The sequence below is a fragment of the Thalassoroseus sp. genome, assembly GCF_984380535.1.
The window spans coordinates 338,740-352,630 of the sequence record NZ_CFHRBF010000004.1; the positions used below are offsets into that span (position 1 = coordinate 338,740).

Sequence of the window (13,891 nt, forward strand, 5' to 3'; positions counted from 1 at the left end):
CATTCAAGACGAACCCATCGCGCGCGAAGTTGGACTGTCGTAACTCCTGCTCAGCAGTTACCATCGGCACTGGCGCTGTTCGATAAGTTTGGGAACTGTGTTGCCGGGAGTCGTCGTCTATGGGAGTCAAGGAGATGCTCGACAGCCTGTCCGGGTTGTCGACGTTCGTGATCGCCGGTGCGTTCGCGATCCATGTGTTTTTTTTCTTTGTGTTGTGGGTGTGGTCGCGACGTGACCTGAAGAACATCGCGTCGACTCTTGCGGAATTCACGCAAGATCTGCGGAACCGCAGCGTTCTCGCATCGACCGGGCACATTTCCGATCAAATCGAAGCGTTTCTAGCGGACGTCAACGAGGTCGTCGATAACCCGGCCCGCCGAGCAGACCGGGAGGCGTTACTCCACCGGATTTACATCCTCGACGGTCGACGAAAATACCTGAATTCGCTGTTCTTCGACACCTGTTACAACTTATGTCGGACGATGATCGAAGCGTATCCCTTGGCGGGTGTGTTGGGAACGATTCTGGCCATCGGGGCGGCCCTTCAGAGTGGTGGTGCGGGACAGGCGACAGGTGTGGACGCCATCGTCGGCCGATTTGGAGACGCGATTTGGTCGACGTTTGCCGGTTTGATTGCGGCGATCGCGTTGATGTTCATCAACGGTTTGGTGGAAACGACTTTCAACCGCCTCAGCGAAAACCGCACCCATGTCCGCGAGACGACCGCACGCGTCAAACGGGAACTCGCATTCTCCGCCCGTCACTTGGAAATTCCTGGGGGCTCGGATTAATGCTGAACAATCGGCGTCTCACTTTCCAACTGACTCCGCTGCTCGACTTGTTGCTGATCGTGATCTTCGCGCAGTACATGGAAGTCCGCGATACGACGACTGCGGCGGAAGAGGAAATCAATCGCAAGGCTCAGATCGAAATCGCTGAAGCCCGTGAGGAAGCCCGATTGCTGGCAAACCAACTCGAAGCCATGGTGCTCGATCGCGACCAATTCCGGGAAGGTTTCGATCAGCGGCTGCAGGACCTTTCCAAAGAATTGGAAATTGCGTTGGAGAACCGCAACCAGATCGCGACATTGATGTCGGCGTTGTTCAACATCCCCAAGGAAACCATCGAAAAGGTCATCAAACAGCAGCCCCGATCGCCCGAAGAACAAGAGCAACTCCGAAAACTGGCGGCGGAATTATCGTCCGAGAAGCGGAACCCGGCGATCAAACATTTGCTGGCCCACCAGGCGATGCGAAAGCGGGTCGATGTGTGGGAACTATCGATCGATTCCCAAGGCGTGGCCCAACTGTCGGCAGGTGGCGAACAGCACAAATTCCGATTTCGCAAGACTCGCGCTCAGGAACTTCAAGAGTTGCAACGGTTGCCAAAGGATCAACGAACCGCGAAATATGCAGAGTTTCAAGCTCAGGCTGGCGAAGAGTTTGCGGACGAGCTATTCGATATCTACAAACGTTTGCCACAGCCGAAGGATGTCGTGATTATCTTGTTGTCTTGGACGAGCGCGGAATCTCACTGGCGCCAACCAGCCCTCGATGGGTTAGAATTGGCATTGCGATTGATGCATAGCAACCGTGAAGGAATCCAATTCGTGCCCGCCGTTATGGGCTTGGAGGTTAAAGAATGAATACGCATAAAGTCACGTCGAGCGTCACGAGTATGAACCGAAGATTCGGTGGAGCCAGTGGCAAAGCCGTCGGCGGCGGACTTATCGTCGCTGCTTTGTTAGTTCTAGGGAGTTATCTAGGCGGACTTGGGTTTGGCTTGGGTGGTGGCAGTGGAAGCGGAAGTGGCGACGGTGACAACCCACCAAACCTAGACGGCGTTCAAGGCACGATTACATCTGATCAACCGACCAAACCGCCCAAAGAGGAGCCGAAGATCGGCTCGGTGGTGAACGTGCTCATTGATGGCAGCCAGTACCAAATTCTGAAATCCCCTGATGCCAGCTGGACTGACACCGAAAACTACACGTCTGCTTCGCTGGACCGTGTTCTCTCGGCTGCCAAAAATGCCGAGGGAGATTCCGGCGTCAAAATTCGCATTGCGCGTCGAGGCAATTCGTTGCCCGAGGCGGAAGAGAAACTCCGCGAGTCGCTACGAGATGCGGACATTGACACAACCGCCATCGAGTGGCGTGAGATGATGTTGCCTTAATAACGGTTGCGACGAGTTTTGCTGGATTGGGAGATGCAAACGATGTCTTCGGAGACTCGCTCGGTCATCGTCACGGGCGGCGCAAAGGGAATTGGTGCGGGTTGCGTGCGTGTGTTCGCGAAAGCCGGTTGGTCGGTGGCCATTCTCGATCGAGACAAAACCGCGGCCGATGCATTGGCGAGCGAGTGGAACTCGAACACCGAATGCGAAGTCGTGGCGTTTGCCTGCGATGTCAGCGAACCGGACCAATTGAAATCCGCCATCGATGCCGCAGCCGAACGCTTCGGGCGGTTAGATTGTCTCGTCAACAACGCGGGTGTGCATCCACCGGCCACACGCATCGAAGACACCAGCCTGAGTGACTTGGCGAAGGTCATGCAAATCAACTTCGTGAGCACATTCGCCGGTGTTCAATTCGCGTTGCCGTACTTGCGGAAGACCACCGGGACCGTCGTGATCATGTCTTCCATGACGGCGGTGCTCGGGCAAGATCAGTCGAGTGCGTATGCGTCGACGAAGGGCGCCCAACTCAGTTTGACGAAGGCCCTCGCGAAGGAACTTGGACCGGAAGGCATCCGTGTCAACGCGATTCTTCCGAGCAACATCGACACCCCCTTGATGCGGGAATGGGCCGCTACGCTGCCCGACCCGCAGTCCGCTTTAGACCGCGTCTCGGGTTTGCAAGTCTTCGGCCGCATGGGCACGCCGGAGGAAATCGGCGAAGTCGCATTGTTCCTCGCCAGTGATGCGTCTTCATTCATCACCGGCCAAGGCATCTGGGCAGACGGCGGCGCAAGTTTAGATTACTAAATCATCCTCTGGTTTCCCTCTCTTCATTCGAGCAGTGTCTCAAGTATTGGGCGGTACTACCAGTTCTTCCTCCCAAGTCCATGCCGCCCCAATCGGAGCCAACCATGACGATTCGTCTCTCTGTAGCCGTACTTATTGTCTTGTGGCCTCAGTCGATCCTGCCCGCGCAAGACAATGCCGGCCGGTTCGCGAGTCGGATGCAAAGCGACGACAAGAATGGCGACGGTAAACTCACGAAAGCCGAATTCACCGGCCCCAATCGGCTGTTTCAATTTTTGGATGACGACGGCGACGGAGTGCTGGTTTTGAAGGATGCGGCTCAAAAACTTCAGAAACTTCGCACCCGATCGAATGACCTTCCTCGCGAAAGAATGCAGCCCCAACGCATTCGTCGTGATGCGAATCGTCGAGTGCAACCCGATTTTCAAAACGTGCGATACGGCAAGCATGAACGGCATGTGTTCGACATCTTTCAGACAAAACTAGACTCCCCCAAACCCGCCCCGTGCATGATTTGGATTCACGGTGGAGGGTTTCGTCGGGGTGACAAGTCTGAGGGTCATCTGTTTTCCCAAGCCTTCACCGACAATGGAATTCATTTCATCACGCTCAACTATCGGTTGAGTCAGCACGCCCTCGCGCCGGCTTGTTTTCACGACTGCGCACGCGCGTTGCAGTTTATCCGGCATCACGCAGCGACATGGAATATCGACAAAGACCGAATTGCCGTTGGCGGTGGTTCCGCGGGTGCCGGTATGGCGCAGTGGTTGGCCTATCATGACGACCTAGCGGATCCCAAGGCCCAAGACCCCATCCTGCGTGAGTCGACGCAGGTCGCAGCCGTGGTTCTGCTTAATGCACAAACGTCGTACGATCTCCGCTGGATCAAAGAACACATTCCCGGAGACGCCTGGAAAGGCGACGGTTTGCAACAGTTGTTCGGCTACTCAATTAACGAAGTCAGCCAGATCGACGATAAGAAATATCGATTGATCGAAGATTGCTCGCCCATCACACACCTCGATGCCAACGCCCCTCCAACACTGTTCTTTTACCGACGTTCACGCGATCCTGAAATCGCAGTGGAAAACGCAATGGACGCAATCCACCATCCCATCTTCGGTCTCGAGTTGAAGAAAGTTGCTGACGGACTTGGTGTTGAGTGCGAGGTCTTCACGATTGAAAACGAGAAAGATCGTGTTTTCTACAACCAGAGGTGGCAGTACGCGGTGCGATTCTTGAAAACGCATTTTCTAGAATCGAAGTCACCGGACTAAAGCAACTCGGCGATCGGTTCTCCGAACGGGAGAATCGGCATCGGTCGGCCGCTAAAGTTGGGGAACGTGGTTTCGTAGTCGATTCCCAAATGTCGATAGACGGTGGCCCACAAATCGTTCGGGGTCAGCGGACGGTCTTTGGGACGTTCGCCTTTCGAGGTCGTGGAACCAATCACCTGACCGGTTTGCATTCCGCCGCCGGAAACGAGCATGCTCATCGCTTGTGGCCAATGATCGCGGCCGGGTTGCATCGTTTTGGTCTTGGTGCCGTTTTGGCTGTTGATTCGCGGCGTTCGCCCGAATTCGCCGGTCACCACCAGCATGACCTTTTCCGTCAAACCACGATCGTGCAAGTCTTCCACGAGTGCCGTCACAGCCCGGTCGTAGATCGGCAGTCGTAACTTGGTATCGTCGAAGATATGACAATTGACCGCGTGAGAATCCCAGTTGTAGGTGCCTTGATTCAACCACTCCACACCGGATTGATAAGGGTTTTCCATCACCATCGTGACAAAACTGCAACCCGCTTCGACGAGTCGTCGCGCCATCAGCGCACGTTGTCCCCACGCATGACGACCGTACCGATCACGAACGGCATCGGGCTCTTGAGAAAGATCGAACGCGACACGGGCACGGTCGCTGGTAAGCAGGCCTAATGCTTTACTGGTGAATTCGTCGGTGGCGTCCATCAACCCGCTTTGGTCGATGTCTCGCCGAAGTTCATCAAACCCTTTGAGCAACCGCATCCGATCGTCAAGCCGATCCGACAACGATGGATGCAACGCGAGGTTCTTGACCTCGAACTTCTCTTCACTCGGATCGCCGGGCACATTGAACGGCACATACGATGGACCGAGATACGACGCACCGAAACTATAAACATCTACGCCGGCCCGACCGGGGTTCGTTCCCGAGACGTAATTCGGGAGGCCCGTGTTTTGAGATTCCCGCATCTTCGCCACGATGGACCCGACGGCCGGGGAATCGTTCACAAAGCCGGTTGGTTCTTTCGGTTTGCGACCGGTTAGGAATCGTTTGTGCCCGCCACCGTGATCGGCGAACTCGTGCGCGATCGAACGGATGATGGTGTATTTGTCGGCACATTTCGCATGCAACGGCATGTGCTCACAAACATCCAAACCCGGAACATTTGTGGCAATGGGGTTGAACGCACCACGGTAATCGCGCGGGGCGTTCGGCTTCATGTCGTACATTTCCATGTGCGGCGGACCGCCGGGAAGCCACACGAAAATGATCGACGTATCATCCTTCCCAAAACGACTTTCGCCCGCTGCCGCTTGCAATCGCAGACGGTCGGCCAGACTCAATCCACCCAACCCAAGCGTTCCCCATTGCAAAAAACTCCGACGAGTAACGGGGCCGGCACAGCGAGCATGTGAAGGTGACATGGAAACGAATCCTTGGCCGGAGAACGGGCAGATCGGAAATTCAGTATGTCAGTCGAAATTGGAGAGGTCAACTTAAATCGTTCAGCGCTGACGCAGACGGATCCCGCAACTGCTTCTCTCCTGCTCAGTGTGAGATTCACGAGTAAGGCGATATACTAACGGGCGTTCCAATATTAATAACCCAGCCCGCAAACAGTTCGCACGAGTCCAATGCTCGTCTTCCGAACCGGGAGTCTCGGTGAATAAAACACCTGATGAAACGAAGAACAAACCACATTCCACGTTGCTGGCAGTGGCCGCTATTTGGGTTTTGGGATTTATCACGTTCTACGTTACGCGTCCAATCGAGAACGACGCCAACCTCACGCGATGGGCTTTGTGGGAAGAAACGCCAAACGGTTTTCTCGATGCCGTTTTAATTCTTTGCTATGGAAAATCCGGCGAAACGCTTGTGCCTGCCGGTTGGCAATTCTTGGGACAACGCATCGAACTGTGGTTGCTAGCAGCCTTCGTCTGGCTCGCTGCGTGGGCGATCGGTTGTTTAGTGCTACGACTCATTGTCGGCCGAAAACAACCGTTCGAAATCACCCGATGTGAAAAACTCGTTTTTACCTGCGGGATCGGTATTTCGTGTTTGTCACTGGTTACGTTAATCGCGGGTCTGCTGGGGCTGTTGTCGCAAGTTAGTGCGGCGACATTCGGCATCTTGGCGATTGCCGGTGAATTGGGTCTGCGATGGCGTTTCCGAGATGACCGGCAATCGAATCAAACCACAGAATCGATCAAGCCACGAAAAACTTCCAGAGGCGAGCGTCGGGAGATCGATCCGCGAGTTCTGCGTCGTGCCTCGATCCTGGCCGCACTTGCGCCTTTTGTCATTCTGATGACCTGGGCCGCCGTTTTGCCCTCGACCATATTCGACGTGAAGGAGTACCACCTCCAAGGTCCGAAGGAGTGGTACCAGAACGGGCAGATTACTTTTCTAGAACATAACGTTTACACGTCGTTTCCCTTCTCAACGGAAATGCTTTCGCTGTTCTCCATGACGCTCCGCGATGATTGGTTTTTCGGCGCGTTGGTCGGGAAATCGGTGCTGATGGGATTTGTATTACTCACCGGCTTGGCGTGTTTTGCTGCCGCCCGACGTTGGTGCAGTGAAGCGGCTGGGTGGGCAGCGGCGTTCGTGTATTTGACGATTCCCTGGACCACCACAATGGCATCGACGGCATACGTCGAAGGAGCGTTATCGTTCTTTGTGATCGTAACCATCCATGCCGGTTTGCTGGCGGTACGGCACTTGGATTTGCGTCTCACACTGGTAACCGGGTTACTCGCCGGCAGTGCCATGGCTTGCAAGTATCCGGGATTAGTTTCGGTCGTGATCCCGGTCGGTGTCGGGCTGTCCATTGGCTTTGCACGTCGAAGCGACACCGCGAGCCGTTGGCAAAACACGCTACGGGTTGTCGGGCTGTATACAGTCGGAGTGACACTCACGATTGGCCCCTGGTTGGTCAAGAATACCATCCAAACCGGCAACCCGGTCTATCCGCTTGCGTGGTCGGTATTCGGTGGCGAATACTGGAGTCCCGAACGCGATGCCCAGTGGTCCGCCGCCCATAGTCCGCCGGAGTTTGATCCCGGCCGACTTTTCTTCCGGGAGAATGGTCGCACGGGCTGGTTGCTACAACCGGTTGTTGGGAGCGATGGCCTGAGCATGTTGCTGTTTGCATTGGCTCCGCTGGCGTTTCTACGGTTCTTGCGTCCTCAAGACGCCGATCGAACCTTCCGATCCACCGTGATCACCCTGAGCTTATACACCGCGTGGTTTATTCTCAGTTGGTGGGCGTTGACGCACCGGATCGATCGGTTTTGGATTCCGATGTTACCTGTAGTGGCCGTGCTTGCCGGTATCGGTTGGACCTGGACCCAACACAAAGCCTGGACGGTGGCTATCGGACTTTTAGCTGCAGCGACGTGGGTTCATCACTTGGCGTTGGCCCCACATTATGGCACCCGTCTGCCGCACCTCAGCGAATTATCCGCAGCCCGTGTTGTCGCCGCCCGACAAACGGCCGGTTCCATTCAATTCATCAACGAATCGATCACGCACGGCGAACTTCCGGCAGATGTCTCAGTATTGTCAGTCGGAGATGCGGAGGTCTTTGATGCCCAATTTCCGATTCGCTATGAAACCGTATTTAATGACTCCATTTTCGCGAAATGGGTCTTCCAAGACCTTGCCGATTCGCCCGAAAGTCCTGCGCTCAGACCACCCGCCGAGATCCGCAAGACACTTTCTGAAGCGGGTATCACGCATATCTTAGTCGATTGGGGCGAGATCATGCGGTACCGCGCGACGTACGGATACAACCCCGCGATTACTCCTACCGTGTTCAACGCATTGCAATCCGCAAACGTCGTAGGATCGCCACAGGCAATCGAACAAGTCGGCTTATATCAGCTGGCCAACTCTCAGCGTCAGCGGTTGATTGAGTTGGGTTGGGTCGAGCGTTTGATTGTCCCGTCCGATCGCGGACCGCTGCTTACGCTCACGCAACTTTATCCCGTCAACCGCGTCAGCAATCCCGAATGACGGAACTTTCGACTCATTGCACGTCGAAATGCGTTTGCAACCATTCCCGATGCGCTGAATCCGACCGACGATGGCATTGCAATTTGTCGACTGTCGTCGGTTCGATAGAGAAGTCGTCCCACTCGGAATGGAACGAAATCAACTCACAGGTTTCATCGATCGTTAGGTCCGGTTCCACCTGAATCGCGGGTTCCTCGTCGACGTTCGGCAGGCTCAGTTCTTTTTGGCTTTCCATGACAGCACTCCACGTCAGTCGGTGAGGTATAACTGCATATCCTACCGAGATTGAATGCCACTCGCCACAAAAAACCGAAAATCCGGTGACTATGAAGTCATCATGATTTCGTCACTTCGCTATGCGACTTCAGCACGGCGTCGCCGTCTTTTTGCTTGATGTAATAGGCTGGCTCGTCGTCGCTCGCTTCGCGAGTCACTTCACTTCCCGAGATTTTTCGCGTGACTTTGCGGGTGTAAACCTTCTCGACGGTGCCACGACCGTAACCGTCGCCCCACTTCCACTTCACCCGTTCACCTTCATCGTAGCGTTTCTTCTTAGCCATCGCGGATTCATCCTCTCAGAGACTGATTTCTGATCGAACTTGATCGACCGTCTTACGGGAAGTTGTAGACAGGCCGTCAAGAGGGCAATCACGCAGTTGGCTTCTGAAACTCACGTAGTAGTGTCGTGGCATAAACACCACTCGGAAGCACAAATTGAAAACGCATGCCGTTTTCGGTTGCGTCACATTTCAGATCGTGGGGACGAATCAAAAAGGCGCGTCGTGTTCCAGGCGTCAGCTTTGAGAATCGGCGGAAGAATGTTTCATCCAGACCGGCCTCTTGCAGCACTTGGGTTTCCCACTCCGCGGGTTCGCCGGTCGGCTGTCGCATTTTGGGGCCGAACATGGGTCCTGTGGAAACGATCTCGCCGGCATCAAACCGAGATTGCTCATGCGGCTGGTCTTCCACAACGAACAATCCGCCGGTGGCGACAACTTGCATCACGTCGCCGAGCAGGACCTCAGCAATCTTTCCATCATTCAGCCGATTGGCGAGCGTTCGATTGAACAACTCGGATTGCACCGCCGACAACGCAAACCGCAATAGAAACTTGCGACGCGAACGCGGGATGTCATCGGCCGATTTCTCTCCGCGGAGCAATTGCAGACCCAATTGCAAATTGTCTCCGTCGCGTCCAAAACGCTGATCGCCGTAATAGTTCGGAAACCCGAGTCGAGAAAGTTCCGTAGCGATTGGCGTCGCTAAGTCCGCCGCGTCTGCGTGCGTATCTCGCAGGACAATCTCGAATCGATTGCCACGCAAATGACCGGTTTTTAACTTGTTGGTGTGTCGTTCAAAGGCCAGCACACGAATGTCTTCAGTCGCCAAAGCCGCCGGATTCGGGCACGACTTCGCTGGCACTGAGACAAACTGTCGTGTGACTGCGTGACGATCTTTCAAACCAGCCACGCCGACATCCATTGGTTTCAACTTCAACGTCTGAGCGATATGACGCGAAAGCTGCTCGGCAGCCACCCCACGTTTCTCGATCCAAAGGAATAGATGCTCGCCATCACCGGCAGGCTCATACGCGGGAATCTCCTCGACGACAAAGTCTTCGGGATCCTGCTTAAGCACACCGCCAATACCAGGCAATGCGGACGTGAGAAACGGTAACGGAGACATCGTTTCCTTCAAGACTTCGAATGCCATTGGCTTCGTTAGGGCATTGCGACATCGACATCCATCGAATGTTGGATTGGCACATACCCTCGGATTTACGAGACCAATGAGGTCAAATCGTCATTGCGGTGAAACCACCGTCGACGACAATGTTCGTGCCGGTGATAAAACTGCCGGCCTTCGGAGATGCCAGTAGCAACAACGCCCCCGCGAGTTCTTCCGGGTCGCCAAAACGGTTGGCGGGAGTGTGCTTCATGATGTCTGCAACGCGATCCGGCGTGAGCACTTTGCGATTCTGTTCGGCCGGAAAGAAACCAGGAGACATTGCGTTCACCCGCACCCCCTGTGTGGCCCACTCTCTCGCCAGGTTTTGCGTGAGGTTGATCACCGCTGCTTTGGAAGCCGAGTACGTATAAACCCTGGACAACGCGGTAATTCCGGAAAGCGATGCGATGTTCACAATGGAACCGTTCGTGCCGGAGTCCAACATGAACTGCCCGAAGACTTGGCAGGAAAGTCGCACACCACGCAAGTTGATGTTCATGATCCGCTCCCATTCCTCGTCATCGATTTCGAGAAACGGAGTCGCGGAGTTCGTTCCCGCACCGTTGATCAGGACGTGCACTTCTTGGCCACGATCCTTGAAAAGCTGCACCAGTTTTTCGAGGTCTTCCCGCTTCGTAGAATCGGCAGCGAAGAATTCGGCCGATCCACCGGCACCTTCGATACGCTGAACGGCCTGTTGTCCGCGTTCTTCGCTACGACCGACAACGAACACGTGTGCACCAGCGGCGGCCAAGGTATCGGCAAACCCGCCTCCAAGAACTCCCGTCCCTCCAATCACGACCGCATTCAAGCCGTCCAACCCAAAAAGTTGTTTCAAATATGCATCTGTAGCCATTGCGGATCAATTCGTCGTCAAAAAAAGAAAGCGAACGTGGGAGTACCAAAGCGTGTCCGCCCACCATGACGTCCGCCCGTAAAATCGTCAACTCAACACACAATCAGCCATTGGCAAAATCTGCCAAACCATGACCATATTGCGGCCCAGTTACCTAGAGTGAACAGATTCTAACCGACCACACCAGGAATTGCGCAAAATAGAATCTGGATGGAGCCAACGAGGATTGGCCGTGGTGGTTGTCGCAGAGGTCGCTGGCACGATATGATGGGGTCTGAACCGAATACCGAGAGGATAACCGAACCACAATGACTGATTCACGTAACCTGTTCAACAAAGTTTGGGACCATCATACCGTCCGCGAATTGCCGTCTGGGCAAACCCAATTGTTCATTGGTCGTCATCTGATCCACGAAGTCACCAGCCCGCAAGCGTTTCAGATGCTTCGTGAACGCGGACTCCAGGTGATGCACCCCGAATTGACGTTCGCGACCGTCGATCACATCGTTCCAACCGATAACCAAGCCCGACCGTTCGCCGACAACCTGGCTGAACAAATGATGTCGCAAATCGAAATCAACTGCCAGGAGTTCGGCATCGAGTTGTTCGATTTGAAGGGCGATCGACAGGGAATTGTCCATGTTGTCGGCCCAGAGCTTGGTCTGACCCAACCGGGCGTGACGCTTGTTTGTGGCGACAGTCACACGAGCACACACGGTGCCTTCGGCAGCATCGCATTGGGAATCGGCACGAGTCAAGTTGCGTATGTGCTTTCCACGCAAACACTTGCGTTAGCTCGCCCAAAAGTTCGGCAGATCAAAGTCACCGGCGAACTTCAACCCGGCGTGTTCGCGAAGGATGTGGCGTTGCATATCATTCGGGTACTCGGCGTGAAGGGCGGCATCGGTTATGCGTACGAATATTGCGGCGAAGTCTTTGACCGCATGACGATGGAAGAACGCATGACCGTTTGCAATATGAGCATCGAAGGCGGAGCCCGTTGCGGGTACGTCAATCCCGATGAGACCACGGTCGAGTATCTCCGGGGACGCCCCTATTCCCCGAGTGGCGAGGAATTCGAACGCGCCGCCGAATGGTGGTTGAGCCTGGCGTCGGGACCGGACGCGAAATTCGATGACGTCGTGGAGATCGACGGATCACAAATCCAACCGACTGTTACCTGGGGCATCAATCCCGGTCAATCCGTTGGCGTCAACGAGAACTTGCCGACCGTTGATTCCTTTGCCGCCGATGAACGTGGCGGGGCAGCGGAAGCATTTCAGTTTATGGACCTGACCGAAGGCCAACCGATCCAAGGCACCGCCATCAACGTGGCGTTCATCGGTTCCTGTACAAACGGCCGAATCTCCGATTTGCGAGAAGCCGCCGAAGTGGCTCGTGGCCGACATGTCGCCGAAGGTGTCCGGGCACTCGTTGTGCCGGGTTCGAAGAAAGTCCTCGAACAAGCCAAGCAAGAAGGACTCGATCAGATCTTCATCGACGCTGGTTTTGATTGGCGAGACGCCGGCTGTTCCATGTGTTTGGCGATGAATCCCGACAAACTCGTCGGCCGCGAAATCTGTGCCTCCTCGAGCAACCGCAACTTCAAAGGCCGCCAAGGCAGCCCGACCGGTCGCACGCTGCTCATGAGTCCCGCAATGGTCGCCGCAGCCGCCGTCAACGGACACGTGGTCGACGTCCGCGAGTTGCTGGAACCGGCTACGGTCTAGTTCTGAGGGGTCAAAATGGCCGAAACCACTCTGATCAGCAACGCACCGGAATCACCGGAGTTCACGCATCAAACGCTCGCCGACCTGGTTGAGCGTTTGGGTGGTATTCCGTTGTCGCGGATCTGGTGTGACCCACCTCCCGGCACTGCGAACGAAGGAGATGTACTCCGCTATAAATACTCCGGCAACGGCGAGAAACATCTCTTGGAACTCATCGACGGCACACTGGTGGAGAAACCCGTGGGACTTCGAGAATCCATCTTGGCAGTTTTCCTCGCTCGCATGATCGGAAACTTCGTTGCCGACGGGAATCTGGGTTGGGTCGCAGGAACAGATGGTCCATTCCGGTTGGCTCCCGGCTCGGTGCGATACCCGGACGTGTCTTTCATCTCCCGGACACGATTCCCTGATGGTCTGCCCGAGGATCAGATTGGCCAATTCGACCCGGACCTCGCGATCGAAGTCCTCAGTCCGAGCAACACGACAGCGGAGATGCAGCGAAAACGTGAAGAACTGTTCGCAGCCGGTACACGGTTGGTTTGGATGGTCGATCTGTCCACTCGTTCTGTCCGCATCTATCGAGACCCGAATCGTTTTCAAGAGCTCACCGAAACCGATGAACTCGACGGCGAAGATGTTCTGCCCGGTTTCACACTATCTATTCAAGAATTATTTGCGACACTGAATTGACGATACGAAAGACGAATCATGGCGAAGATTGAACAAGTTCGAGGATGCGGAATTCCGTTGTTGATTGACGATATCGACACCGACCGCATCATTCCTGCCCGGTATTTGCGGTGCGTCACGTTTGACGGACTCGGCGAGCACGCGTTCAAAGACGACCGCGAGCAGGACAAGAATCATCCGTTCGACAACCCGGCTTACCAGGAATCGACGATTTTGGTTTCCGGTCGAAATTTCGGTTGTGGTTCGTCACGCGAGCATGCTCCGCAGGCGTTGATGCGGTGGGGCGTGGAGGCGGTGATTGCGGAATCTTATGCCGAGATTTTCTTCGGCAACTGCACCTCGCTGGGCATTCCCGCGGTCTGTTTGGAACGGGTCGACCTGGAAACACTGGCGACGATGATTCAACAGACTCCGACGCTGCCAATCACAGTCGACTTGGTCGCTAAACGCGTTTCATGTGGCGATGCGGAGTTCCCGCTCACGATGGCCGAAAGTGCCCGTTCCGCATTGACCAGCGGCGAATACGATTTCCTGGCCCAACTTCTCGAGGGCAAAACGGAGATCGAAAAAACCGCCGGAGAGTTGCCGTATTTGAACCAATTCCAAACGGCCTAGTTGTCACC

Annotated in this window: 14 protein-coding genes; 9 read left to right on the top strand and 5 right to left on the bottom strand. The window is 55.1% G+C overall.

Annotated elements, in window-relative coordinates; genetic code table 11:
- The first annotated feature begins 134 nt into the window (after positions 1–134).
- The 5 genes from AC5DDB_RS07475 to AC5DDB_RS07495 all read left to right on the top strand — a co-directional run bounded on the left by AC5DDB_RS07475 (position 135) and on the right by AC5DDB_RS07495 (position 4,262).
- The gene (locus AC5DDB_RS07475) at positions 135–791 is read left to right on the top strand and encodes a MotA/TolQ/ExbB proton channel family protein (RefSeq protein ID WP_491739073.1); all 657 of its coding nucleotides are present in this window, start codon (positions 135–137) and stop codon (positions 789–791) included.
- Positions 791–1,645 (top strand): hypothetical protein, encoded by an 855-nt coding sequence (locus tag AC5DDB_RS07480; RefSeq protein ID WP_491739074.1) that lies wholly within the window; start codon positions 791–793, stop codon positions 1,643–1,645. Before AC5DDB_RS07475 ends, AC5DDB_RS07480 begins: the two co-directional genes overlap by 1 nt.
- The gene (locus AC5DDB_RS07485) at positions 1,642–2,175 is read left to right on the top strand and encodes a hypothetical protein (protein ID WP_491739075.1); all 534 of its coding nucleotides are present in this window, start codon (positions 1,642–1,644) and stop codon (positions 2,173–2,175) included. The genes AC5DDB_RS07480 and AC5DDB_RS07485 overlap by 4 nt, the downstream gene beginning before the upstream one ends.
- A 42-nt stretch (positions 2,176–2,217) precedes the next feature.
- A complete protein-coding gene (locus AC5DDB_RS07490) occupies positions 2,218–2,985 on the top strand; it encodes an SDR family NAD(P)-dependent oxidoreductase (RefSeq protein ID WP_491739076.1) in 768 nt (255 codons plus the stop codon).
- Positions 2,986–3,089: 104 nt separating this feature from the next.
- Entirely contained in the window at positions 3,090–4,262 is a 1,173-nt protein-coding gene (locus AC5DDB_RS07495) for an alpha/beta hydrolase fold domain-containing protein (protein ID WP_491739077.1), read from the top strand.
- Here AC5DDB_RS07495 and AC5DDB_RS07500 read toward each other — a convergent pair.
- On the bottom strand, positions 4,259–5,671 hold the full coding sequence (locus tag AC5DDB_RS07500) for a DUF1501 domain-containing protein (protein WP_491739078.1): 1,413 nt from the start codon (positions 5,669–5,671) through the stop codon (positions 4,259–4,261). The two genes, AC5DDB_RS07495 and AC5DDB_RS07500, sit on opposite strands and share 4 nt — an antisense overlap.
- A 238-nt stretch (positions 5,672–5,909) precedes the next feature.
- Between AC5DDB_RS07500 and AC5DDB_RS07505 the strand changes: the two genes are divergently transcribed.
- Positions 5,910–8,264, top strand: a complete 2,355-nt coding sequence (locus tag AC5DDB_RS07505; protein ID WP_491739079.1) for an ArnT family glycosyltransferase — start codon at positions 5,910–5,912, stop codon at positions 8,262–8,264.
- A 13-nt stretch (positions 8,265–8,277) separates the two neighbouring features.
- Here AC5DDB_RS07505 and AC5DDB_RS07510 read toward each other — a convergent pair whose 3' ends face one another.
- The 4 genes from AC5DDB_RS07510 to AC5DDB_RS07525 form a co-directional block, all read right to left on the bottom strand.
- Entirely contained in the window at positions 8,278–8,499 is a 222-nt protein-coding gene (locus AC5DDB_RS07510; protein WP_491739080.1) for a hypothetical protein, read from the bottom strand.
- 100 nt (positions 8,500–8,599) lie between these two features.
- Positions 8,600–8,824: a hypervirulence associated TUDOR domain-containing protein gene (locus tag AC5DDB_RS07515; protein WP_491739081.1), complete on the bottom strand. Its 225-nt coding sequence runs from the start codon at positions 8,822–8,824 to the stop codon at positions 8,600–8,602.
- Positions 8,825–8,912: 88 nt separating this feature from the next.
- The gene (truD, locus tag AC5DDB_RS07520) at positions 8,913–9,977 is read right to left on the bottom strand and encodes a tRNA pseudouridine(13) synthase TruD (protein WP_491739082.1); all 1,065 of its coding nucleotides are present in this window, start codon (positions 9,975–9,977) and stop codon (positions 8,913–8,915) included.
- Positions 9,978–10,059: 82 nt separating this feature from the next.
- Positions 10,060–10,848 carry an SDR family oxidoreductase gene (locus AC5DDB_RS07525; protein WP_491739083.1) on the bottom strand — a complete coding sequence of 263 codons (789 nt, stop codon included), beginning with the start codon at positions 10,846–10,848 and terminating at the stop codon, positions 10,060–10,062.
- 308 nt (positions 10,849–11,156) lie between these two features.
- Here AC5DDB_RS07525 and leuC point away from each other — a divergent pair, with 308 nt between their 5' ends.
- Genes leuC through AC5DDB_RS07540 form a run of 3 tightly spaced genes read left to right on the top strand, consistent with a single transcriptional unit; the run spans position 11,157 to position 13,883 of the window.
- Positions 11,157–12,578, top strand: coding sequence for a 3-isopropylmalate dehydratase large subunit (leuC, locus tag AC5DDB_RS07530; protein ID WP_491739084.1), 1,422 nt, complete (start codon positions 11,157–11,159; stop codon positions 12,576–12,578).
- Positions 12,579–12,593: 15 nt separating this feature from the next.
- Positions 12,594–13,268 carry a Uma2 family endonuclease gene (locus tag AC5DDB_RS07535; RefSeq protein WP_491739085.1) on the top strand — a complete coding sequence of 225 codons (675 nt, stop codon included), beginning with the start codon at positions 12,594–12,596 and terminating at the stop codon, positions 13,266–13,268.
- An 18-nt stretch (positions 13,269–13,286) separates the two neighbouring features.
- Positions 13,287–13,883 carry a 3-isopropylmalate dehydratase small subunit gene (locus tag AC5DDB_RS07540; protein WP_491739086.1) on the top strand — a complete coding sequence of 199 codons (597 nt, stop codon included), beginning with the start codon at positions 13,287–13,289 and terminating at the stop codon, positions 13,881–13,883.
- Positions 13,884–13,891 lie beyond the last annotated feature (8 nt).

Coding starts and splice junctions, on each gene's coding strand:
- truD (WP_491739082.1), bottom strand. CDS start 9,977: ATGGCATTCGAAGTCTTGAAGGAAACGATGTCTCCGTTACCGTTTCTC.
- AC5DDB_RS07500 (WP_491739078.1), bottom strand. CDS start 5,671: ATGTCACCTTCACATGCTCGCTGTGCCGGCCCCGTTACTCGTCGGAGT.
- AC5DDB_RS07495 (WP_491739077.1), top strand. CDS start 3,090: ATGACGATTCGTCTCTCTGTAGCCGTACTTATTGTCTTGTGGCCTCAG.
- AC5DDB_RS07485 (WP_491739075.1), top strand. CDS start 1,642: ATGAATACGCATAAAGTCACGTCGAGCGTCACGAGTATGAACCGAAGA.
- AC5DDB_RS07525 (WP_491739083.1), bottom strand. CDS start 10,848: ATGGCTACAGATGCATATTTGAAACAACTTTTTGGGTTGGACGGCTTG.
- AC5DDB_RS07490 (WP_491739076.1), top strand. CDS start 2,218: ATGTCTTCGGAGACTCGCTCGGTCATCGTCACGGGCGGCGCAAAGGGA.
- leuC (WP_491739084.1), top strand. CDS start 11,157: ATGACTGATTCACGTAACCTGTTCAACAAAGTTTGGGACCATCATACC.
- AC5DDB_RS07480 (WP_491739074.1), top strand. CDS start 791: ATGCTGAACAATCGGCGTCTCACTTTCCAACTGACTCCGCTGCTCGAC.
- AC5DDB_RS07535 (WP_491739085.1), top strand. CDS start 12,594: ATGGCCGAAACCACTCTGATCAGCAACGCACCGGAATCACCGGAGTTC.
- AC5DDB_RS07515 (WP_491739081.1), bottom strand. CDS start 8,824: ATGGCTAAGAAGAAACGCTACGATGAAGGTGAACGGGTGAAGTGGAAG.
- AC5DDB_RS07510 (WP_491739080.1), bottom strand. CDS start 8,499: ATGGAAAGCCAAAAAGAACTGAGCCTGCCGAACGTCGACGAGGAACCC.
- AC5DDB_RS07475 (WP_491739073.1), top strand. CDS start 135: ATGCTCGACAGCCTGTCCGGGTTGTCGACGTTCGTGATCGCCGGTGCG.
- AC5DDB_RS07540 (WP_491739086.1), top strand. CDS start 13,287: ATGGCGAAGATTGAACAAGTTCGAGGATGCGGAATTCCGTTGTTGATT.